Source organism: Streptomyces sp. NPDC057002, assembly GCF_042673825.1.
GTDB lineage: Bacteria > Actinomycetota > Actinomycetes > Streptomycetales > Streptomycetaceae > Streptomyces.
In genome coordinates, this window is the sequence record NZ_JBHURZ010000004.1 from 127446 (window position 1) to 147874 (window position 20429).

Here is a 20429-nt window from a genome sequence, read left to right on the forward strand (position 1 = left end):
GGGGGCGTTGTCAGACCCCCCTGGCAGACTCGCTGCATGGCCGACCGGTGGGCGCTCGCTCCGGCCGAGGACGGTGGCGTGGACGTCGCCCCCCTCGGTCCTGACGGGCTGCCCGCCGGGCCGGTGCGGCGGGAGACGGATCCCGCCGAGGCCGTGCGGAACCGTCCCGGCGTCACGCGGTGGGTGTGGCGGTCCACCGCCGAGGTCTACCCGCGCCTGCTCGCCACGGGGGTGCGAGTCGAGCGGTGCTACGACATCGAGGCCGCCGAGACACTCCTCCTCGGCCACGAGGGGCGGTACGGGGAACCACGCTCGGCCGCGGCCGCCCTGGCCCGGCTGCGCGGCGGCCCCGTACCGCCAGATCCGCCCCAGCGGTCCGCCGAACCGGGCTCGCAGTCCTCCCTGTTCGAGCCGCAGGGCGTCCCCCTCCCCCTCGCGGACCTCCTCGCGGTCTACGCCGAGCAGCAGCGGCGGCACGAGAGCGCCGAGCACCCCGGCCGCATGCGGCTGCTCACGGCCGCCGAGTCGGCGGGCATGCTGGTGGCCGCCGAGATGAACCGCGCCGGGCTGCCCTGGAGCGCCGAGGTGCACCGGGCCGTCCTGCACGACCTGCTGGGCGACCGGTACGCGGGCGGCGGCGAGCCCCGCAGGCTGGCCGAACTGGCCGACGAGGTGTCCACGGCGTTCGGCCGCCGGGTCCGCCCCGACCTGCCGGCCGACGTCATCAAGGCCTTCGCGCAGGCCGGCATCAAGGTCTCCTCGACCCGCCGCTGGGAGATCGAGACCGTAGACCACCCGGCCGTGAAGCCCCTGATCGAGTACAAGAAGCTGTACCGCGTCTGGGTCGCCCACGGCTGGTCCTGGCTCCAGGACTGGGTCCGCGAGGGGCGGTTCAGACCCGAGTTCCTCGCGGGCGGGACGGTCACCGGGCGCTGGGTGACCAATGGCGGGGGCGGGCTCCAGATCCCCAAGGTGATCCGGCGGGCCGTGGTCGCCGACCCCGGCTGGCGGCTCGTCGTCGCCGACGCCGACCAGATGGAGCCGCGCGTCCTCGCGGCGATCTCCCGCGACCCCGGGCTGATGGAGGTGGCGGGCCGGGAGACCGACCTGTACCAGTCCGTCTCCGACCGCGCCTTCTCCGGAGACCGTGCCCAGGCCAAACTCGCCGTGCTCGGCGCGGTCTACGGCCAGACCTCCGGCGACGGCCTGAAGAACCTCGCCGCGCTCAGACGCCGCTTCCCGAGGGCGGTGGCGTACGTCGACGACGCGGCCCGCGCCGGCGAGGAGGGCCGGCTCGTGCGGACCTGGCTCGGCCGGACCTGCCCGCCCGCGGCCCGGGCCACGGACGACGGTACGGAGGAGGCCGGCATCCCCGTCGCCGACGACGACCACCCCGACACCGCCGCGCCCTGGGTGCCCGGCTACGCCTCCACCAACGCCCGCGCCCGCGGCCGCTTCGCCCGCAACTTCGTCGTCCAGGGCAGCGCCGCCGACTGGGCCCTGCTCCTGCTCGCCGCGCTGCGCAAGACCTGCGCGGACATGGCGGCCGAGCTGGTCTTCTTCCAGCACGACGAGGTGATCGTGCACTGCCCCGAGGAGGAGACGGAGGCGGTCGTGACGGCGATCCACGAGGCGGCGACCCTGGCCGGACAGCTGACCTTCGGCCAGACACCGGTGCGGTTTCCGTTCACCACGGCGGTGGTGGAGTGCTATGCGGATGCGAAGTGATCCGCCTCCTGGTCACCGTTGGCCATGTGTTAGCGATCCGTTGGCTCAACCTGATGTGATCACTCCGTCGGATCCGGCCCGGCGGTGCGCGCGTCTCGGCGCGCCACTCGGGGGAGTGTCGCCGCCGCGGCCGGTTCCGGGTCCCGGTCGGCGGAGATGAACGGCCGGGGCCCACTCAATCCCCGTCCCACCACCGCGGCTTCGGCTGTCAGATGACGGGCGGCCGCCCCAGCCGCGTGAGCCGCCACACCGTACGCCAGCGCATGGGCCGCCGCTCGCCCGCCGACTCCCGTACGCCTTCCAGGAATCCGCCGAACCACGCACGCAACCCGGCGGCGGAACGGTTCCGTGCGAGGGTGAGCAGCACCCAGACGCCCAGATGGACGGGGACGAGCGCCACCGGCAGCCGGCGCCGGACCAGCCAGACCCGGTTGCGGGCGTTCACGCGGTAGTAGATGGCGTGCCGGGCGGGCGAGGTCTTCGGGTGCTGGAGCAGCAGTTCGGGCGCGTAGAGGATGTGCCAGTCCGCGTCGGCCGCGCGCCAGGCCAGGTCGGTCTCCTCGTGGGCGAAGAAGAACTCGGCGGGCCAGTCGCCGACCTCGTCGAGCATCGCCATCCGCAGCGCGTGCCCGCCGCCGAGGAACCCGGTGACGTAACCGCCGCGCAGGGGGTCCGAGCCGCCGATCCGGGGCACATGCCGCTGCTGCGTCTCGCCGAGTTCGTCGGCGATGCGGAACCCGACGATGCCGAGCCGTTCGTCGGCGGCGTACAGATCGCGCACGCGGCGCAGCACATCGGCGTCCACGAGCAGCCCGTCGTCGTCCAGGTCGATGACGACGTCGACATCACCGAACTCCCGCAGCCGCGCGAGGGCAGCGTTCCGCCCACCGGGGCACCCGAGGTTCTCGTCGAGTTCGACAGGGGTGACCTCACCGGGCAGCGACAGCCGCCGGGCGAACTCGGGCAGCGGGCAGCCGTTGCCGACGATCACGATCCGCTCGGGCGGCACGTCCTGCTTGGCCACGGACCGGAGCAGCGCGTCGACCTCCTCGGGCCGATTGCCCATCGTCACTACGGCGACGGCGATCCTGGGCGCCCCCATGTCCTCACCTCATCACGGTCGGCAGCTGACGGGTCGACGGGCGATGCTAGCCGTTCACGGTAAGGCCCCCTTAAATACGCCTGCCGGACGACGGTCCGCCTGACTCGTTCGGCCGAACCGGCACCCGACCCGATCGGGCACAGGATGTCGGGTCCGGCAGGGGGCGCGCTGCCTAGCGTGGTGAACACCGAAGAGGCACGAAGAAGGAAGGAACCGGGCGTGCTGGAGCGGCTCAACCAGGCCATGGAACACATCGAGCGCCACCTCGACGACTCCGTCGACGCCGTGGAGCTGGCACGGATCGCGGCCACCTCGGAGTACCACCTGCGCCGGATGTTCTCCGCGCTGGCAGGCATGCCCCTGTCGGAGTACATCCGGCGCCGGCGGCTCACCGTCGCGGGCGCGGAGGTGCTCGCGGGCGGCGAGACGCTGCTGGAGATCGCGGTGCGCTACGGCTACGGCTCCGGCGAGGCCTTCGCACGGGCGTTCCGCACGATGCACGGCGTGGGACCGGGCGAGGCCCGGCGCACCGGCGCCGCGCTCGTCTCCCAGCCCCGGCTCACCTTCCGCCTCACCGTCGAAGGGAGCAGCAGCATGCACTACCGAGTGGTGGACCGTCCGGCCTTCACCGTCACCGGCTTCAAGACCCGGATCCCCCTGGTCCACTCAGGCCCCAACGAGTCGATCATCGACTTCGTCCGCGGCCTCGACAAGCCGGCCCTGGAACACCTGAAAAAACTCTCCGACCAGGACCCCCAGGGCATCGTCGCGGTCTGCGACGACCTGGACCCGAGCCGAGCGGAGGGCACGGAACTCGACTATTACCACGGAGTGATCACCTCAGCGCAGACCTCGCCGCCCGAGGGCGTCGCCACCCTCCCCGTCCCACCCGGCACCTGGGCGGTCTTCACCACTTCCGGCCCGGCCCCCCAGGCCATCCAGGAGCTCTGGCGAGACGTCTTCACCGAGTGGTTCCCGTCCAACCCGTACCGCAGCCGCCCCGGCCCGGAGATCCTCCGAACCGAACTCTCGACGGACGGCACCCACGCGAACGCCGAGCTGTGGCTGCCGGTGGAGCGCGAAACCGTCCACTGAACACCAAGAAACCCCAGGCCGGGCTCCATCCGACCTGGGGTCTCGGTGGAGCCGTCCGCTTCCCCCTCGGGCGGGACAGCGGTCCACAGGCACGCCATGGAATCACCTCGGCCCAATAACAAAAGTTTTGTCAAAGTGGCTCCATGGCCGCCACTCCCGAACCCGCTCCCGGCGAAGGCCCTGTCCGCCCGGTCTCCGTCTCCCTCCACGAAGGCACCATCGCCGCCCTCAAGGCACGCACCGGCAAGCGCGGCATGTCCGCCTACGTCGAAGCCCTCATCCAGCGCCAGTTGGAGCGCGACCGTCTGCGCGAACTCATCGAGGACGCGGAAGCCGAACACGGCTCCGTCGACCAGGCAGCGGTCGAGGCCAAGCGAGCCGTCCTGCGTGGTGACACCGCGGGCTCGGGGGACGCTGCGTGAGCGGCACCCTCGTTCTGGACTGCGAGGGCCTGTCCAAACTCGTACGCCGCTCACCCGAACTCACCGAGTGGCTGACTGCGGCCGAGGCAGAGGACATCCGCGTCATCACCAGTTCCGTCACCCTCGCCGAAGCCCGCGACCCCAAGATCAACCAGGCTCGCTTCGACTACGCGGTCTCGCGCGTCAACATCGTCCCGCCCACCGAAGCCATCGCCCGCCACGCGAGCAAGGCGCTCGCGGCAGCCGGCCTGCACGGCCACGAATACGCCCTCGACGCCCTCGTGGCCGCCACCGCGCTTACCTCCCCCTCCCCGGTAACCGTCCTGACGTCAGATCCCGATGACCTCCACATGCTGTGCGGCCCCGGCGTCCGCATCATCAAGATCTGATCAGGCCCGCGCCACCCCCTCTGCTCGACAGAGGTAGCAGTTCACAGCATCCGGCTCTTCGCAGTTGAGGGCGTAGGCGTGCTGCGCACGTGGCTGACGGTCGGCACTCACTCAGCCTTCCTCGGCGCGTTCCTCCTCGTCCCCGCGACGACGGCGCGCTCGCTCGGCGATCCCGCTGGAGAGTCTGCCCCTCACCGAGCTGGCCCGGTCCAGGGTCTCGTTGCCGAGGCTTCTGGCGGCACCGACGCCCTTCGCTCCTGTCTCAAGCGCCTTGTCCCTCACCTCCGCCGCCGCGACCGCCCATCGTCTCGTCTCCGACGACCGCCGACCGGACTCGATCCCGAGCCGCGTATGGAAGTCATGGATGCCGGTCACTACATGGTTGCTCGACTGGACCACAGCCGGGGACCTGGTCGGGTGCAGCAGCACCTTCGCGTTGGCCGCGTCGGCGGCCGCGTTCATCCGTGCCACCAGTCGCTCGGTGCTCCGCGAGATGAGATCCAGCCGATTCTGCCGGGCGATCCGAACCCCGAGGCGATGCCGGTCCAGCTCCTCCGGAGCCGCGTCCAGCACCCGGTCGAGTTCGAGCACGGCGATCGCGTCCTGCAGTTGGAAGCAACGAGCCAGAACAGCCAACCACTCCTGAGCGTTGGACTCGGCTTCCTTGGCCGCCTCGGCGAGATCACCGATCTTTGCCTTGTGCTCCATCTTCTCCGCGAGTGCGTCGAGTCGACGCAACGCGTACACCTGGGTCGTCGCAATCGTCCCCGGCGTAGCCTGCACCTTCGACCACGTGATCTCGGAAACGCGGCCCACCTGCTCCCGGATGGTCATGGCCTCCTCGATCACGAGCTCCGCTCCGATCATGTCGGACAACGCGGTGTCCTCCTGAGCGCGGAGCACGTCGTCGACCTTCTCGTCGATCGTGGAGAGATAGTCGGTGATCTCGTCCATGGTCTGCTGCATCGCGAGCTGCGCCATGACCCCCGCAGCACGAGCGAGAACCGCCGGGTTGCCCAGAAGCGATCGGGGCCCGCTCACGAATTCGACGAAACCCTTGATCTGGCCCTTCGGCCCCTTCACCACACCGGTGCTGAGACCCGTCTCCGAGCTTTCCCTCAGCCCGTACTTCTTGACGACCTGTGCCGACTCCCGGGTCAGCTTCACCCAGCAGGCGGACTCGGCAGCAACGTCCGAACCTGCCTGCGCGACCACAGCCCCGGCACCGGCCACTGACTTGAGCCGTCGCAGTCCGATGCCCTTCGACGACAGCCCCTCCGAGACGAGGAAACGTTCGACATCCGTCTCACTCCCGATGACTGTCAGTCCGTCACCGTCGCTGATCAGCTGAATCTCGTTGTCCACCCGGCTGATTCTTCACCAGTCCCCGGCTCGGCCCGCGCGTTTTGCGGCCAGTCCTCGTGAGCGTTCCGGTTCAGACCGTCTTGATCGTGCCGCCGTCGATGACGTAGTCGACGCCGGTGATGTTTCCGGCCGCGTCGGACAGGAGGAACGCGATCAGCGCCGCCACTTCCGCCGGTTCGGTCATACGGCCGGTCGTGACGTTCTGCGTCTTCACCATCCGCTGGGTGAACTCATCGAGGGACATGCCGGACGCGGCGGCCCACTGGGCGACCTGTCCGTCCGGGTCCTGGTAGACCGAGGTGCGGACCAGGCCGGGGGAAATGGTGTTCACGCGTACACCCCGGGGACCGAACTCCTCGGACAGGGACTTGCCGAGCGCTGTGAGCGCCGCCTTCGCCGAGCTGATGGCGGGCGGGAAGCCTCCGGTCATCAGGGCCAGGATGGACGAGATGTTGACGATCGCTCCCCGGCGCTCGATCAGGCTGGGCAGAGCCGCCCGCGTGGCACGGACCGTGCTGAGCACGTTGATGTCGAACGCACCGGCCCACTCGGCGTCATCGACGTCCAGGAAGCCGACGGTCGCCCCGTCCCCGCCACCCACGTTGTTCACCAGCAGGTCGATGCCCCCCAGCTCGGCGAGAGCACTGTCGATGAGGGCGGAGACCCCTTCCGCGGTGCTCAGGTCGGCCGACACCGTACGGGCGCCGGTTTCCTTCAGTTCGGGCGTGATGGTGCGAGCGGCGCCCACGACACGGACGCCTTCGCCTATCAGCGTCCGGACGGTGGCCAGTCCGATGCCCCGGCCGGCACCGGTGACGACGGCTGTCTTGGTGGTGAGGTTGAGGTTCATGGCACTCCAATTCCTGAACTACGGGCACAAATTTCTGAACTGCTGGCACAAGAGGGATGGCGAGCATGCAGGTCGGGGCGGCCCTCCGTCGGGCCGGGTGCAGGCGTCGACCGGGCGCCAGACCGGCCGCCTCCGTCGGTGTCGACGCGGCCGAACACGACGTAGGCGAAGTGGACGCCGAATCCGATCGTGCCGGGCTCGGCCAGCTCACGGACGAGGGTGCGGCGGAGGCTCGTGGACGTGCCCGGAGTCGTCGAGGTACTCGGGGTGCTCCGCCCAGTCCTCGTCGGTGGTGTCCAGCCAGAGCCGGGCCTTGTCGAGCCTCAGGGACCGAATGCCCGACGGTCGCCGGAGCCGCTCGTCCAGGTGCGATGCCGTGTGCAGCATGGGTCCGACCTCCATATACCTATGACCTGAAAGGTTATGACCATAACTATCATGACTTGAAGGAGCTTGCTAGCCTGGGGTCATGACGACAACGGATGCGCAGGCAGCGGCGCTGTGGGAGCTGGGCAAGCTGGTGAACCAGCTGGACATCCAGATCACTGCGCACGTCCGTGAGCGTGTGGCCACGATCGGTCTCACCCCGGCGCAGGCCGCGGCGCTGCGCGAGCTGACGAGTCCGATGACCTTGAGCGAGCTGGCCGGGCGGATGATCTGCGAACCGTCGAACGCCACCGTCGTGATCGACAAGCTCGAGAGCCAGCGGCTGATCGAACGGCGTCCCCACCCCTCCGATCGCCGGGCCAAGCAGCTGAGCCTCACCCCCGAAGGCGCCGAGCGCCGGGAAAAGCTGCTGGAAATCCTGCGGGAGGGACCTCCCTTGGTGGGTCTGACCGACCAGGAACAAAGTGCGCTTCAGGACCTGTTGCAGCGAGCCATATCCCGCCGCTGAAACCCATGTTCAGAGCGCGTCGTCAACCCGCCGTTCCTTTCTCGGGCAGCTGCAGGAATCCTGATACGCCTTGGCGTCAACTTGAATGCCTACGGACGAAACTCACCGGAGGGGCCGGAATACGGGAGGCATAACCTCCATCAATCGCCCTTGCCCCCATCGGCCTGCCGGGTGAGGGCCGTTACGAAGTCCTCCAGGTCGGCCGCGAGCGGGGTGCCGTTGTCCCAGACTGCCTCGTAGGCGATCTCCACGGGAGCCCCGGCCGTGGTGGCCGTACCTCCCGCGCTCGCCCTCGCGCGCATCGACTTCGGCTCACAGCTGCCCGCCGAACTGGTCCGCCTCGCCCGGGCGACCCCGGTGTGGATGGGGGCGGTCGCCAAGGTCGTCGTCCGCTACCCTGCCGCCTTCTGGCGGGAAGCGGGGCTCGCCGGGGCGGCGGCCAGCAGGACCGGCCCGCTGCAGGAGCTGCACGACATGTCGGGTCCAGACGGGCGGCCCGCCGCGCTGTGCGGCTCCGAGCCGGCCCAGGCCGTCGGCTCCGGATTCGAGCGGGCGGTGACCGCCCAGCTGACCCAGCTCTTCGACCCGGCCGCCGCCGAGCCCGAGACGCTCCACCCACATACAGGACTGGAGCGGCGAGCGGTGGACCGCACCGCCCGCCGTGCGCCACCTGGCCGACTACTCCCTGTTCGGCCACCCCCTCTACCGACGGCCCGCGCTGGACGGCAGGCTGCACTGGGCCTCGACCGAGACGGCCGACCGGTACGCCGGGCACATCGAGGGCGCCCCCGCCGCCGCCGAGCGAGCGGTGACGGCGTCCCTGACCACCCAGACCACCCCGACCACAGATGAGGCGAACTCATGCTCCAGATAGAAGCGTTGCTGCGCGAGTACGACCGTGCCCGTGCCTACACCGACGACCTGTGGAGGGACCTCACCCCGGACGAGGTGACCTGGCGCCCGCACGAGAACTCCAGCGCCATCGGCTGGCACCTCGGTCATCAGGCCCACGTCGCCCACTTCATGATCCGCAACCTCACCGCGGCCGAGCCCAGCCCGGACCCGGAACTGGACGGGCTCATGGACTCGGCGAACCCGGAGAAGTTCCGCGGCACGCTGCCCACGGTCAAACGGCTCACCGAGTTCCGCACCGCCGTCGCCGAACGCGTGCACGCCCGCATCGGCGACATCGCCGCCGGCCGGGTCGGCGCCCCCACTCAACTCACCGTCGTCGCCACCCACTTGCTCACCACGCTCATCAACCACGAGTACCAGCACGACCAGTGGATCAGCGAGGTCCGCGCCGCCGGCCTCGGCCACGCACTCCCGCCCGACCCCGACAGCGAACACCTGCGCCGGATCGACGGCTATCTCGTCGTAGACGTCCTGTAGCCCCAGGGAGCGACTCACCCGTGACAAGCACCGCCCCGGACACCACCGGCGGTATATCCCCGCGGCCCGAGGCACAGCGCCGCGTGCTCGCCGTCCTGGTCGCCGGCCAGATCCTGAGCGGGGCGGGGCTCGCGGCCGGCATCACCGTCGGCGCCCTCCTCGCGCAGGACATGCTCGGCTCCACCGACCTCGCGGGCCTGCCCAGCGCCCTGTTCACCGCCGGCTCGGCCCTCGCCGCCGTCACCATCGGCCGCATCTCCCAGGCCCGGGGCCGCCGGCCGGGCCTGGCGGCGGGATACCTGACCGGCGCCGTCGGCAGCGCGGGCGTCATCGCCGCCGCCGTCGCCGACAGCCCCGTGCTGCTGTTCATCGCCTTGTTCGCTACGGCGCCGGCACCGCGACCAACCTCCAGGCGCGGTACGCCGGAGCCGATCTCGCGGCCCCCGCACACCGTGCCCGCGCCGTCTCCACCGTCCTGGTCGCCACCACCCTCGGCGGAGTCGTCGGCCCCAACCTCGCCGCCCCCACCGGCGACCTCGCCGACACCCTCGGCATACCCACCCTGGCCGGGCCGTTCCTCCTCGCCGGCGCCGCCTACGCCCTGGCCGCCCTCGCCCTCGCCGCCTGGCTGCGCCCCGACCCCCTGCTGCTCGCCCGCAGCCTCGACCTCCAGCAACCGACGGAGGCCGCCACGGCGAAGACTCGCGGGCCGGGGCTGATACCGGGCGCGCTGACCATGATCCTCACCCAGCTCGTCATGGTCGCGATCATGACGATGACCCCGGTGCACATGCACGACCACGGCCACGGCACCGCAGCGTCCGGCCTCGTCATCGCCATCCACGTCGGTGCCATGTACCTGCCCTCACCGCTGACCGGCTGGTTCGTCGACCGCCACGGCCCAACCGTCGTCGCGGCAGCCTCCGGCCTCACGCTCCTCGCAGCCGGAATCACGGCCGCCGCGGCGCCCCCCGACTCCGTCGCCCTGCTCGCCCTGGCGCTCGCCCTGCTGGGGCTGGGCTGGAACCTCGGTCTCGTCTCCGGCACCGCGATGGTCACCGACGCCGTGCCGCCGGCCACCCGTGCCAAGACCCAGGGCATGGTCGACGTCTCCATCGCCATCGCCGGCGCCACCGGCGGCCTCACCTCCGGACTCGTCGTGGCCACCGCCGGCTACCCCGTCCTCGCCCTCACCGGCGGCGTCCTCGCCCTCGCCGTGCTCCCCGCCATCGCGGCCACCGCGAGCAGCCGGTGAGAGCACAACACAAAAGGCCAGGTCACGAATTATGTGACCTGGCCTTTTTACTGAGCCGCCTTCGGGATTCGAACCCGAGACCTACGCATTACGAGTGCGTTGCTCTGGCCATCTGAGCTAAGGCGGCGCGCTGTCCGCACTATGGTGCGATCAGCAACGACGGTAAGTCTACACAGTTTCGAAGGGTGCTCCGTACCGACCCCGGAGGCGGGCCCTCCGGGGCCGGGGCGACGGTTATGAGCAGCGCTTTCCGTCCTCGGGCGGGGTGCCGCGCAGGAGGTAGGCGTTGATCGTGCGGTCGACGCAGGCGCTGCCGCGGCCGTAGGCCGTGTGGCCGTCGCCCTCGTAGGTGAGGAGGCGGGCCGAGGAGAGCTGGCCGGCCAGGGCCTGGGCCCAGCGGTACGGGGTCGCCGGGTCGCGGGTGGTGCCGACCACCACGATGGGGGCCGCGCCCTTCGCCTCGATGCGGCGCGGCTCGCCCGTGGCGTGCACCGGCCAGTACGCGCAGTTCAGCGACGCCCAGGCGAGGCCCTCGCCGAAGACGGGGGACGCCTTCCTGAAGTCCGGCAGCGCGCTGCGCACCTGGTCGGGGGTGTCGAAGGCGGGCGGCAGGTCCAGGCAGTTCACCGCCGCGTTGGCGAACATCAGGTTGCTGTAGGCGCCGTCGGCGTCACGCTCGAAGTAGCCGTCGGACAGGACGAGCAGTCCGGCGCCGTCGTCCTCCTTCATCGCGGAGGTGAGCGCCTCGCGCAGCTGGGGCCAGGCGCCCTCGTCGTACATGGCCGCGATCACACCGGTCGTGGCGAGCGACTCGGTGAGGCGACGGCCGTCGGGGTCGCCGGTGGGGACGGGCTGCTCGTCCAGTTCCCCGAAGAACGCCTTCAGGTTCCTGCCCACCCGCTCGGGCGAGGTGCCCGCGCCGCCCAGCGGGCAGTCGGCCTGCCGTACGCAGTCCCGCGCGAACGACCGGAACGCCGTCTCGAAACCCGCCGTCTGTTCCAGGTTCAGCCGCCGCGCGGGCAGCGACGGGTCCATCGCGCCGTCCAGCACCAGCCGGCCCGCCCGGTCCGGGAAGAGCCCTGCGTATGTCGCGCCGAGGAACGTCCCGTAGGAGGCGCCGACGTAGTTCAGCTTCTTGTCGCCGAGCGCGGCCCGCACGATGTCCATGTCCCTGGCCGCCTCCACGGTGGACACATGGCGCAGCAGCCTGGGCGCGTCCGCGCCGCAGCCCTCGGCGAACGTCCGGTACGCCGCGACCAGCCCGTCGCCCTCCTTCACGTCGTCGGGCGTGATGTCCGTCTGCGTGTACGTGTCCATGTCCGGCCCGTCCAGACACTCGACGGGTTCGCTGCGGGCCACGCCGCGCGGGTCGACCGCCACCATGTCGTAGCGGGCCCGGACCTCGGCCGGATAGCCGATGCCGGCGTACGACTCCATGTAGCCGATCGCCGAGCCGCCCGGCCCGCCGGGGTTCACGAGCAGCGAGCCCAGCCGCTCGCCCGTGGCCTTCTTGCGGGCGACGGCGAGCCGGACGTCACCGGCGGACGGCCTGGCGTAGTCGAGCGGCGCCTTGATGGTGGCGCACTGGAAGCCGGGGACACCGCAGCCGCGCCAGTCCGGCTTCTGCGCGTAGTACGACGCGAGCGCCGCGGGGACGGACTTCGGCAGTGCGGCCAGCGCCGCCGGCTCCGCCGCCGCGGAGGCCGCGGACGTCGTCGGGCTCCCCGAGGAGCAGGCGGAGACCAGCAGCGCGGCCATGGCGAGGAGGCCGACCGCGGTCCTGACTCCGCCACGGGCCCTGCGGTGAGCGCCGCCGGAGCCCGCGCGACGGGGAGCGGGGTCGGAGGCGGAGGCGGAGCGAGGGGTGCGCCTTGTGTACATCCAGCGAGCGTAACTCTGCGCGATGGAATGAGTGCCGTGCGTGCGTGTCGTGCCTCGTAAGAGTTACAACGTCAACCCCAGGTCCCCCGCGTCTCCCGGCCTCGCCGGGTGTCAGCTCCCGGCCCCGCCGGGTGTCAGCCCGCTCTGAGCGCCATCGTCATCGCCTCCACCGCGAGCAGCGGCGCCACGTTGCGGTCGAGCGCGTCACGGCAGCCGGCGATCGCCTCGATGCGGCGGAGTGTGGACTCGGGGGAGCTGCCGCGGGCCAGGCGCTCCAGGACATCCTCGGCGTCCGCGTTGGCGATGGCCACCCGGGAGCCGAGCTGGAGGGCGAGGACATCGCGGTAGAACGCCGTGAGGTCGGTCAGGGCGAGGTCGAGGCTGTCGCGCTGCGTGCGTGTTCTGCGGCGCTTCTGCTTGTCCTCCAGGTCCTTGATCACGCCGGCCGTACCGCGCGGCATCCGGCCGCCCTGGGCCGCGCCGAGAGCGGCCTTCAGCTCCTCGGTCTCCTTGGCGTCCATCTCCTCGGCGAGCTGCTTGGCGTCCTCGGCGGCCGCGTCGACCAGCTCCTGGGCGGCCTTGAGCGCGCCGCCGACCTCCTCCACGCGCAGCGGCATCCTCAGCACGGCGGCACGGCGTTCGCGCGCGGCCGGGTCGGTGGCCAGCCGACGGGCCCGGTCGACATGGCCCTGGGTCGCGCGGGCCGCCGCGGCGGCGGCGGCCGGCTCGATGCCCTCGCGCCGTACGAGCATGTCGGCGACGGCGTCGACCGACGGCGTGCTCAGGTTCAGATGCCGGCAGCGGGAGCGGATGGTGGGCAGGACGTCCTCGATGGAGGGGGCGCAGAGCAGCCAGACCGTGCGGGGGGCGGGCTCCTCCACAGCCTTGAGGACGGCGTTGGCCGACTTCTCGTTCAGCCGCTCGGCGTCCTCGACGAGGATGATCTGCCAGCGGCCGTTCGCCGGCGAGGTGAACGACTTGCGCACGGTGTCGCGCATGTCGTCGGCGAGGATCTGCGCCCCTACCGCGGCCACGGTGGTGACGTCGGCGTGCGTGCCCACCAGTGCCGTGTGACATCCGTCGCAGAAGCCGCAGCCCGGGGAGCCGCCCAGGGCCCGGTCGGGGCTGACGCACTGCAGTGCCGCCGCGAAGGCCCGCGCCGCCTGGTTCCGCCCGGCTCCGGGCGGGCCCGTGAACAGCCACGCGTGGGTCATCTTCGACGCCTCGGGCGGAGGGGTGTCGGCCGCGGCGGCGGTGACCAGGGCGTCGGCGTCCCTGGCGGCAGCGTCCAGCTGCGCGCTCACCCTCTCCTGCCCGACGAGGTCGTCCCACACGGTCATGGGTCACGCCGCCCTTCCGTCACGTCCGCGTCCGCGGACCGTACTGCCCTGCGAGATCCATTGTGGGGGCGACCACTGACAACCGGCCCCGGCCCTCAGAGGGCCGGGGCCGGTGATCTTCCGAAACCGCCTGCCGGGCAGGGCCTCAGCGGCCCCGGCCCCTCCCCCGGCGCCCCCGGCCCTCGTCCGGCTCGTCCTCGTGCGGTCCGAGCAGCTCGTCCGCGAGTGAGGGCAGGTCGTCCAGCGGCGTCTCCTCGGCCCAGTCGGACCGGCGGCGGCGCGGCTCGCCCTCGGCGTCGACCTGAGGCAGCTCGCGCGTACGGTCCTCGGTCCCGTCGGGACGGGAGGCCGGGGAGTCGTCCCGGAAATAACCGGGCGGAACCCGGTCCGCCGGTTCGTCCCCGCGTACGGGCGGCAGCACGGCCGTCTCCTCGGCGTCCGTCGGCCGGACCGGAGGCAGCACGGCGGTCTCGTCCGCTGCCCAGGACGGCGTGTCCTCGGCCCCGGGGCGCACCGCGGGCAGCACCTCGGTCTCGTCACCCGCGCGGGAAGAGACCGGCGGCAGCACCTCCGTCTCCTCGCCCGCCCTCGGCGGCACCGGCGGCTTCGGCAGCTCGGCCGTCACCTCGGCGTCGGCTCCCCCGGAGGTCCGGCCGCGGCCGGAGGTCTTGCCGTCGGGCCTTTCGCCGGCCTTGCCGCCGGCGTCGTCGCCCGCCTTGTCGTCCCGCACCCGGCGCAGCACGGTCGTCTCGTCCACGGAGCCGGAGCCCGAGCCCGAGCCCGAGCCCGAGCCGGAGCCGGAGCCGGAACCTGAGCCGCCCGGGGCGTTCTCCGGTGTCACCACGGGCGTCGGCACGGTCGCCGCGTCCTGACCGGCCGACGTACGAGAAGCGCCCTGCGGAGCGGAACCCTGGGGAGAGCCCTGGGCAGAGCCTTGGGGGGAACTCTTCGGCCCCGCCTCCGCTGCCGCGGCCGCCGCCTCCGCCAGGCGTCGCGCCTCCTCGGCCCGCAGCAGCGCGGCCTCGGCCTTGCGCTGCTTCTCCAGACGGAGCGCCTCGGCCTCGGCACGCAGCCGGGCCTCTTCCTCGGCCTGCTTGCGGCGCCGGTCCTCCTCGGCCTTGCGGCGGGCCTCTTCCTCGGCCCGGGCCTTCTCCTCCGCGAGGAGCCGCGCCCGCTCCTCCTCGGCCTTCTTCTGCGCTTCCTCGGCCCGTCGCCGGGCCTCCTCGGCCTGCCGTTCGGCCTCGCGCCGCTGCGCCTCCTCGAGCTCGCGCCGCTTGCGCTCCTCCTCCTCGGCACGCAGCCGGGCCAGCTGCTCCTGGCGCTCGCGCTCCAGGCGCTCCTCCTCGGCCTTGCGGGCGGCCTCTTCCTCGGCCTTGCGGCGGGCCTCCTCCTCGGCCTTCTTCCGCGCCTCCTCCTGGGCCTTGATCTCGGCCTCGGACAGCGGCAGCACCTGGTCGAGCCGGTGCCGGACGACGGTCGTGACGGCCTCGGGCTCCTGACCGGCGTCCACCACCAGGTACCGCCCGGCGTCGGCCGCGGCCAGGGTCAGGAAGCCGGACCGCACGCGCGCGTGGAACTCGGCGGGCTCCGACTCCAGCCGGTCGGGCGCCTCGGTGAACCGCTCGCGCGCGGTCTCCGGCGCGACGTCCAGCAGGACGGTCAGATGCGGCACCAGCCCGTTCGTGGCCCAGCGGTTGATCCGGGCGATCTCGGTCGGCGACAGATCACGGCCCGCGCCCTGGTAGGCCACGGACGAGTCGATGTACCGGTCGGAGATGACGACCGCGCCGCGCTCCAGGGCGGGCCGTACGACGGTGTCGATGTGCTCGGCCCGGTCGGCCGCGTACAGCAGTGCCTCCGCGCGGTGCGACAGGCCCTCGCTGGACACGTCCAGCAGGATCGACCGCAGCCGCTTGCCCACCGGCGTCGCCCCCGGCTCGCGCGTCAGCACGACCTCGTGGCCCTTGCCGCGGATCCACTCGGCGAGCGCCTCGGCCTGCGTGGACTTGCCGGCCCCGTCGCCGCCCTCCAGGGCGATGAAGAAACCGGTGCTCGCGGGCGCCTGGTCCGGGTCGTCACCGCGGAGCAGCGCGTCGCGCAGGTCCTGGCGCAGCGGCACTCCGGAGCGGTCGTCGACCTTGGCCAGCACCAGCGCGGCCACCGGCAGCAGCAGGGCGCCGGCGAGCATCAGCGTGAAGGCCGCGCCGCCGTGCGCGAAGACGAGCTTGCCGCTCTCCAGCCGGTGTGGCCCGATCGCCGCCGCCACCAGCGGGGCGATCACCGCGCCGAGCGCCACGCAGACCCGGACGACCGCGTGCAGGTGCTCGGTCGTACGGGACCGTCGGTATTCCTCGGTCTCCTGGTCGAGCAGCGTGTGCCCGATGTTGGCGGCGATGCCCGCGCCCACACCGGCGGCAGCGAGGATCAGCAGCACGGTGGTGACGTCCGGTACCAGCCCGGCGGCCAGCAGCGCGACGCCGGTGAATGCGATCACCAGCGCGAGCAGCCGGCGGCGCGACAGGCCGGGCAGCAGCGCGGGCGCCGTACGGATGCCGACGACGACACCGCCGGTGAGCACGCCCACGAACAGGCCGTACAGCACCGGGCCGCCGCCCAGGTCCTTGGCGTGCAGCACGGACACGGCGACGGCGGCAGAGACCGCGGCGGCGACGGCCGCGCAGGCCAGCACCAGCAGCGGCATCGCGCCGGTGCGGCCCTTGTCCGCGCCGGTTCCGGTCTTCGGGCGGCGCAGCCCCTCGAGCGGGGACCGCGCGCGCGGGGTGCGCGTGGCGGGCAGTTCGAGGAAGGTCAGCACGGAGAGGGACGCGGCGAACAGCCCGGCCGCCACGTACGAGGCGAGGGCCGCCTGGTGCTGGCCGAACCAGTCGATGCCGACGCCCAGCAGGTTGTTGAAGAGGGCTGCGACGACGAGCACGACGGCCGCGAGCGGGATCGCGATGAAACCGGTGCGCAGCGAGAGCCGGCGCAGGGCGTCCAGGTGGTCGGGCAGCGGCCGGACCGTCGCGCCTTCCGGCGGCGGTGCGGGCAGCAGCGCGGGGGCCGCGCTCTCGCGGCACACCGTCCAGAAGCGCTCGGCGACTCCGGTCACGAAGGCCGTGACAAGGAGCATGGCCAGGGCGTCGTCGGGCATCCAGTCGATCCACAGCGGCGCGACGATGAGCAGCGCGGCGCGCAGCCCGTCCGCGCCGACCATGGTCCAGCGGCGGTCGAGCGGGCCGTCCTGGGAGGTGAGCGCCGTGAGCGGACCGAGGAGCACCGCGCCGAAGAGGAGCGTCGCGAGGATGCGCACTCCGAAAACGGTCGCCACTGCGAACGCCACGCCTCGATAGCCGCCCCCGAACGCGCCCTCGGCGACAGCCGCCTGGAGCGTGAGCAGGACCAGCACGAGAAGGGCCAGGGTGTCGGCCACGCCGCCCACGAGCTGTGCGCTCCACAACCGCTTCAACTGCGGACGGCGCAGCAGGGCGCGGACGGCGCGCTCGCGGGAGTCCGCGACCAGGGCATCGTCGGGGGCCGGTGGAGAGGCCGTGGGGTGCTCGGCTCGCGTCATGCATTCAGCCTATCGGGAGCCACCGACACCCTGGAGGGCCCGTCCTGGCATGCGCACGCCCCGACACCGAAGTGTTGCCGGGGCGTTCGCGTTTCGAACCCTGCGCGAAGACGCGGGCCTTGGCGGCCCGGGTCCCGAACAGGTCCTGACCGGGCCTCAGTCCTCCGTCGGCTTCGAGGCGGTCGCCGTCTTGGCCGCCGTCTTCTTCGCCGTGGTGGTCTTCTTGGCCGTCGTCTTCTTCGCGGTCGTGGTCTTCTTCGCCGCGGTCTTCTTGGCTGCCGTCTTCTTCGCCGGGGCCTTCTTCGCCGGGGCCTTCTTGGCGGTCTTCTTCGCCGGCCCCTTCGCCCGCTTCTCGGCGAGCAGCTCGAAGCCGCGCTCCTGGGTGATCGTCTCGACGCTGTCGCCGGAGCGCAGGGTGGCGTTGGTCTCCCCGTCGGTGACGTACGGCCCGAAGCGGCCGTCCTTGACGACGACCGGCTTCTCGCTCACCGGGTCGGTGCCCAGCTCCTTCAGCGGCGGCTTGGCGGCCGCCCGGCCCCGCTGCTTCGGCTGGGCGTAGATCGCCAGCGCCTCTTCCAGCGTGATCGTGAAGAGCTGCTCCTCCGCCTGGAGCGAGCGCGAGTCCGTCCCCTTCTTCAGATACGGGCCGTAGCGGCCGTTCTGCGCGGTGATCTCCTGGCCCTCGGCGTCGGCGCCGACGACACGCGGCAGCGACATCAGCTTCAGGGCGTCGTCGAGCGTCACCGTGTCCAGGGACATCGTCTTGAAGAGGGAGGCCGTACGCGGCTTGACCGCGTTCTTGCCCGTCTTCGGGGTGCCCTCGGGGAGGATCTCCGTGACATACGGGCCGTAGCGGCCGTCCTTGGCGACGATCGTGTGGCCGGTGGCCGGGTCGGGGCCCAGCTCGTAGTCGCCGCTCGGCTTGGCGAGCAGTTCCTCGGCGAGGTCGACGGAGAGCTCGTCCGGCGCCAGGTCGTCCGGGATGTCGGCGCGCTGGTGCTGCTCGGTGTCCTTCTCGCCGCGCTCGATGTACGGCCCGTAGCGGCCGACCCGCAGCACGATGTCGTTGCCCACGGGGAACGACGAGACCTCGCGCGCGTCGATCGCGCCCAGGTCGGTGACCAGTTCCTTGAGGCCGCCGAGGTGGTCCCCGTCACCGTTGCCGGCGTCGGCGGCACCGCCCTCGCCTGTGCCCTCGCCGAAGTAGAACCGCTTCAGCCACGGCACGGACTGCGCCTCACCGCGGGCGATGCGGTCGAGGTCGTCCTCCATCTTGGCGGTGAAGCCGTAGTCGACGAGCCGCCCGAAGTGCTTCTCCAGAAGGTTGACCACGGCGAAGGACAGGAAGGACGGCACCAGGGCCGTGCCCTTCTTGAACACATAGCCGCGGTCGAGGATCGTGCCGATGATCGACGCGTACGTCGACGGGCGGCCGATCTCGCGCTCTTCCAGCTCCTTGACCAGGGAGGCCTCGGTGTAGCGGGCCGGGGGCTTGGTGGCGTGCCCGTCGACCGTGATCTCCTCGGCGCTCAGGGCGTCGCCCTCGGAGACCTGGGGCAGCCGGCGCTCGCGGTCGTCGAGCTCGGCGTTCGGGTCGTCGGCGCCTTCGACGTAGGCCTTCAGGAAGCCGTGGAAGGTGATCGTCTTGCCGGACGCGCTGAACTCGACGTCCCGGCCGTCGGCCGCCGTGCCGCCGATCTTCACCGTGACGCTGTTGCCGGTCGCGTCCTTCATCTGGGAGGCGACGGTCCGCTTCCAGATCAGCTCGTAGAGCCTGAACTGGTCACCGGTCAGCCCGGTCTCGGCGGGAGTGCGGAAACGATCACCCGAGGGGCGGATCGCCTCGTGCGCCTCCTGCGCGTTCTTGACCTTCCCGGCGTACGTCCTCGGCTGCGGCGGCAGATAGTCGGCGCCGTACAGCTGCGTGACCTGGGCACGAGCGGCGGTGACCGCCGTGTCGCTCAGGGTCGTGGAGTCCGTACGCATGTACGTGATGTAGCCGTTCTCGTACAGCTTCTGCGCGATCTGCATGGTCGCCTTGGCGCCGAAGCCGAGCTTGCGGCTGGCCTCCTGCTGCAGCGTCGTCGTACGGAACGGGGCGTACGGCGAGCGGCGGTAGGGCTTGGACTCGACGGACCGGACGGCGAACCGCGTCTGCTCGAGCGCGGCGGCCAGGGCGCGGGCGTTCGCCTCGTCGAGGTGGAGGGTGTTCGCGTTCTTCAGCTGACCCAGGGAGTCGAAGTCGCGGCCCTGCGCGACCCTCCTGCCGTCGACGGACTGCAGACGCGCGACCAGCGACGACGGGTCCGACGAGTCTCCGGCCCGGCCGGTCGCGAAGGTGCCCGTCAGGTCCCAGTACTCGGCGGAACGGAAGGCGATGCGCTCGCGTTCCCGCTCGACGACGAGTCGCGTGGCGACCGACTGGACACGGCCCGCGGACAGCCGCGGCATGACCTTCTTCCACAGGACCGGCGAGACCTCGTAGCCGTAGAGGCGGTCGAGGATGCGGCGGGTCTCCTGGGCGTCGACGAGCTTCTGGTTGAGCTGGCGCGGGTTGGCCACGGCGGCCTGGATCGCGGCCTTGGTGATCTCGTGGAAGACCATCCGCTTGACCGGGACCTTGGGCTTCAGGACTTCCTGCAGGTGCCAGGCGATGGCCTCGCCCTCGCGGTCCTCATCGGTGGCGAGGAAGAGTTCGTCGGACTCCTTCAGCAGGTCCTTGAGCTTCTTGACCTGGGCCTTCTTATCGGCGTTGACCACATAGATCGGCTGGAAGTCGTGTTCGACGTCCACACCGAGGCGGCGGACCTCGCCCGTGTACTTCTCGGGCACCTCGGCAGCGCCGTTGGGAAGGTCGCGGATGTGCCCGACGCTCGCCTCGACGATGTATCCGGGGCCGAGATAGCCCTTGATCGTCTTCGCCTTGGCAGGCGACTCGACGATGACGAGTCGGCGGCCGCCCTCTGCGGTCTCGCTGGTCGGGGACAACTTCGCTCTTCTCTCCGGTCGACGCTGGGCCTCCCCGGGGTCGCTTGCCCGGGGCTGGGTCGTGGTGACGCTGCGGAGTGTGACGGTACAGCCCGCCCCCGTGTCAAACGGGAAAAGCCCGCAACGGCCACTCGAACGGTAACCCGACTACCACCA

The 20429-nt window shown here is 71.6% G+C and carries 16 protein-coding genes, 1 tRNA gene and 3 pseudogenes; 9 read left to right on the forward strand and 11 right to left on the reverse strand.

All coding sequences use genetic code 11. The features are described 5' to 3' along the window. Window positions 1–36: 36 nt before the first annotated feature. Entirely contained in the window at window positions 37–1728 is a 1692-nt protein-coding gene (locus tag ACFT32_RS20505; protein WP_382491050.1) for a bifunctional 3'-5' exonuclease/DNA polymerase, read from the forward strand. A gap of 208 nt (window positions 1729–1936) precedes the next feature. On the opposite strand, the gene ACFT32_RS20510 is transcribed toward ACFT32_RS20505, so the two are convergent. Further along, a complete protein-coding gene (locus tag ACFT32_RS20510) occupies window positions 1937–2830 on the reverse strand; it encodes a glycosyltransferase family 2 protein (protein ID WP_382491053.1) in 894 nt (297 codons plus the stop codon). A 219-nt stretch (window positions 2831–3049) separates the two neighbouring features. Here ACFT32_RS20510 and ACFT32_RS20515 point away from each other — a divergent pair, with 219 nt between their 5' ends. From ACFT32_RS20515 to ACFT32_RS20525, 3 genes are all read left to right on the forward strand, one after another. Beyond that, window positions 3050–3925: an effector binding domain-containing protein gene (locus ACFT32_RS20515; protein WP_382492697.1), complete on the forward strand. Its 876-nt coding sequence runs from the start codon at window positions 3050–3052 to the stop codon at window positions 3923–3925. 143 nt (window positions 3926–4068) lie between these two features. Then, entirely contained in the window at window positions 4069–4347 is a 279-nt protein-coding gene (locus tag ACFT32_RS20520) for a hypothetical protein (protein WP_382491054.1), read from the forward strand. Further along, the gene (locus ACFT32_RS20525; RefSeq protein ID WP_382491057.1) at window positions 4344–4736 is read left to right on the forward strand and encodes a type II toxin-antitoxin system VapC family toxin; all 393 of its coding nucleotides are present in this window, start codon (window positions 4344–4346) and stop codon (window positions 4734–4736) included. Before ACFT32_RS20520 ends, ACFT32_RS20525 begins: the two co-directional genes overlap by 4 nt. A 111-nt stretch (window positions 4737–4847) precedes the next feature. On the opposite strand, the gene ACFT32_RS20530 is transcribed toward ACFT32_RS20525, so the two are convergent. From ACFT32_RS20530 to ACFT32_RS20545, 4 genes and pseudogenes are all read right to left on the reverse strand, one after another. Continuing rightward, window positions 4848–6101, reverse strand: coding sequence for a hypothetical protein (locus ACFT32_RS20530; RefSeq protein ID WP_382491060.1), 1254 nt, complete (start codon window positions 6099–6101; stop codon window positions 4848–4850). A 70-nt stretch (window positions 6102–6171) separates the two neighbouring features. Beyond that, window positions 6172–6951 (reverse strand): SDR family oxidoreductase, encoded by a 780-nt coding sequence (locus ACFT32_RS20535; RefSeq protein WP_382491062.1) that lies wholly within the window; start codon window positions 6949–6951, stop codon window positions 6172–6174. Window positions 6952–7056: 105 nt separating this feature from the next. Continuing rightward, window positions 7057–7178 (reverse strand): annotated as a pseudogene (locus ACFT32_RS20540) (MBL fold metallo-hydrolase); the annotation flags it as partial. Beyond that, window positions 7159–7338 carry a hypothetical protein gene (locus ACFT32_RS20545; protein ID WP_382491064.1) on the reverse strand — a complete coding sequence of 60 codons (180 nt, stop codon included), beginning with the start codon at window positions 7336–7338 and terminating at the stop codon, window positions 7159–7161. The gene ACFT32_RS20545 and the pseudogene ACFT32_RS20540, both read right to left, overlap by 20 nt. Window positions 7339–7420: 82 nt before the next feature. Here ACFT32_RS20545 and ACFT32_RS20550 point away from each other — a divergent pair, with 82 nt between their 5' ends. Continuing rightward, window positions 7421–7846, forward strand: a complete 426-nt coding sequence (locus tag ACFT32_RS20550) for a MarR family winged helix-turn-helix transcriptional regulator (protein ID WP_382491066.1) — start codon at window positions 7421–7423, stop codon at window positions 7844–7846. A 140-nt stretch (window positions 7847–7986) separates the two neighbouring features. Here ACFT32_RS20550 and ACFT32_RS20555 read toward each other — a convergent pair whose 3' ends face one another. Beyond that, entirely contained in the window at window positions 7987–8226 is a 240-nt protein-coding gene (locus ACFT32_RS20555; RefSeq protein ID WP_382492786.1) for a hypothetical protein, read from the reverse strand. Here ACFT32_RS20555 and ACFT32_RS20560 point away from each other — a divergent pair. The 4 genes and pseudogenes from ACFT32_RS20560 to ACFT32_RS20575 form a co-directional block, all read left to right on the forward strand. Next, window positions 8114–8395 (forward strand): annotated as a pseudogene (locus tag ACFT32_RS20560) (FAD-dependent oxidoreductase); the annotation flags it as partial. The gene ACFT32_RS20555 and the pseudogene ACFT32_RS20560 overlap by 113 nt on opposite strands. 112 nt (window positions 8396–8507) lie before the next feature. Continuing rightward, entirely contained in the window at window positions 8508–8720 is a 213-nt protein-coding gene (locus ACFT32_RS20565; protein WP_382492788.1) for a hypothetical protein, read from the forward strand. Next, the gene (locus tag ACFT32_RS20570; RefSeq protein ID WP_382491067.1) at window positions 8708–9238 is read left to right on the forward strand and encodes a DinB family protein; all 531 of its coding nucleotides are present in this window, start codon (window positions 8708–8710) and stop codon (window positions 9236–9238) included. Before ACFT32_RS20565 ends, ACFT32_RS20570 begins: the two co-directional genes overlap by 13 nt. Before the next feature lie 20 nt (window positions 9239–9258). Further along, window positions 9259–10493 (forward strand): annotated as a pseudogene (locus ACFT32_RS20575) (MFS transporter). Between the two features lie 53 nt (window positions 10494–10546). Here ACFT32_RS20575 and ACFT32_RS20580 read toward each other — a convergent pair. The 5 genes from ACFT32_RS20580 to topA form a co-directional block, all read right to left on the reverse strand. Then, a tRNA-Thr gene (locus ACFT32_RS20580) sits at window positions 10547–10620 on the reverse strand. Window positions 10621–10727: 107 nt separating this feature from the next. Beyond that, window positions 10728–12374 (reverse strand): alpha/beta hydrolase, encoded by a 1647-nt coding sequence (locus ACFT32_RS20585; RefSeq protein WP_382491070.1) that lies wholly within the window; start codon window positions 12372–12374, stop codon window positions 10728–10730. A 134-nt stretch (window positions 12375–12508) separates the two neighbouring features. After that, the gene (locus tag ACFT32_RS20590; RefSeq protein WP_382491073.1) at window positions 12509–13714 is read right to left on the reverse strand and encodes a DNA polymerase III subunit delta'; all 1206 of its coding nucleotides are present in this window, start codon (window positions 13712–13714) and stop codon (window positions 12509–12511) included. Window positions 13715–13859: 145 nt separating this feature from the next. Continuing rightward, window positions 13860–17285, reverse strand: coding sequence for a dTMP kinase (tmk, locus tag ACFT32_RS20595; protein WP_382491076.1), 3426 nt, complete (start codon window positions 17283–17285; stop codon window positions 13860–13862). A gap of 156 nt (window positions 17286–17441) precedes the next feature. Continuing rightward, window positions 17442–20273 (reverse strand): type I DNA topoisomerase, encoded by a 2832-nt coding sequence (gene topA / locus ACFT32_RS20600; protein ID WP_382491078.1) that lies wholly within the window; start codon window positions 20271–20273, stop codon window positions 17442–17444. Window positions 20274–20429 lie beyond the last annotated feature (156 nt).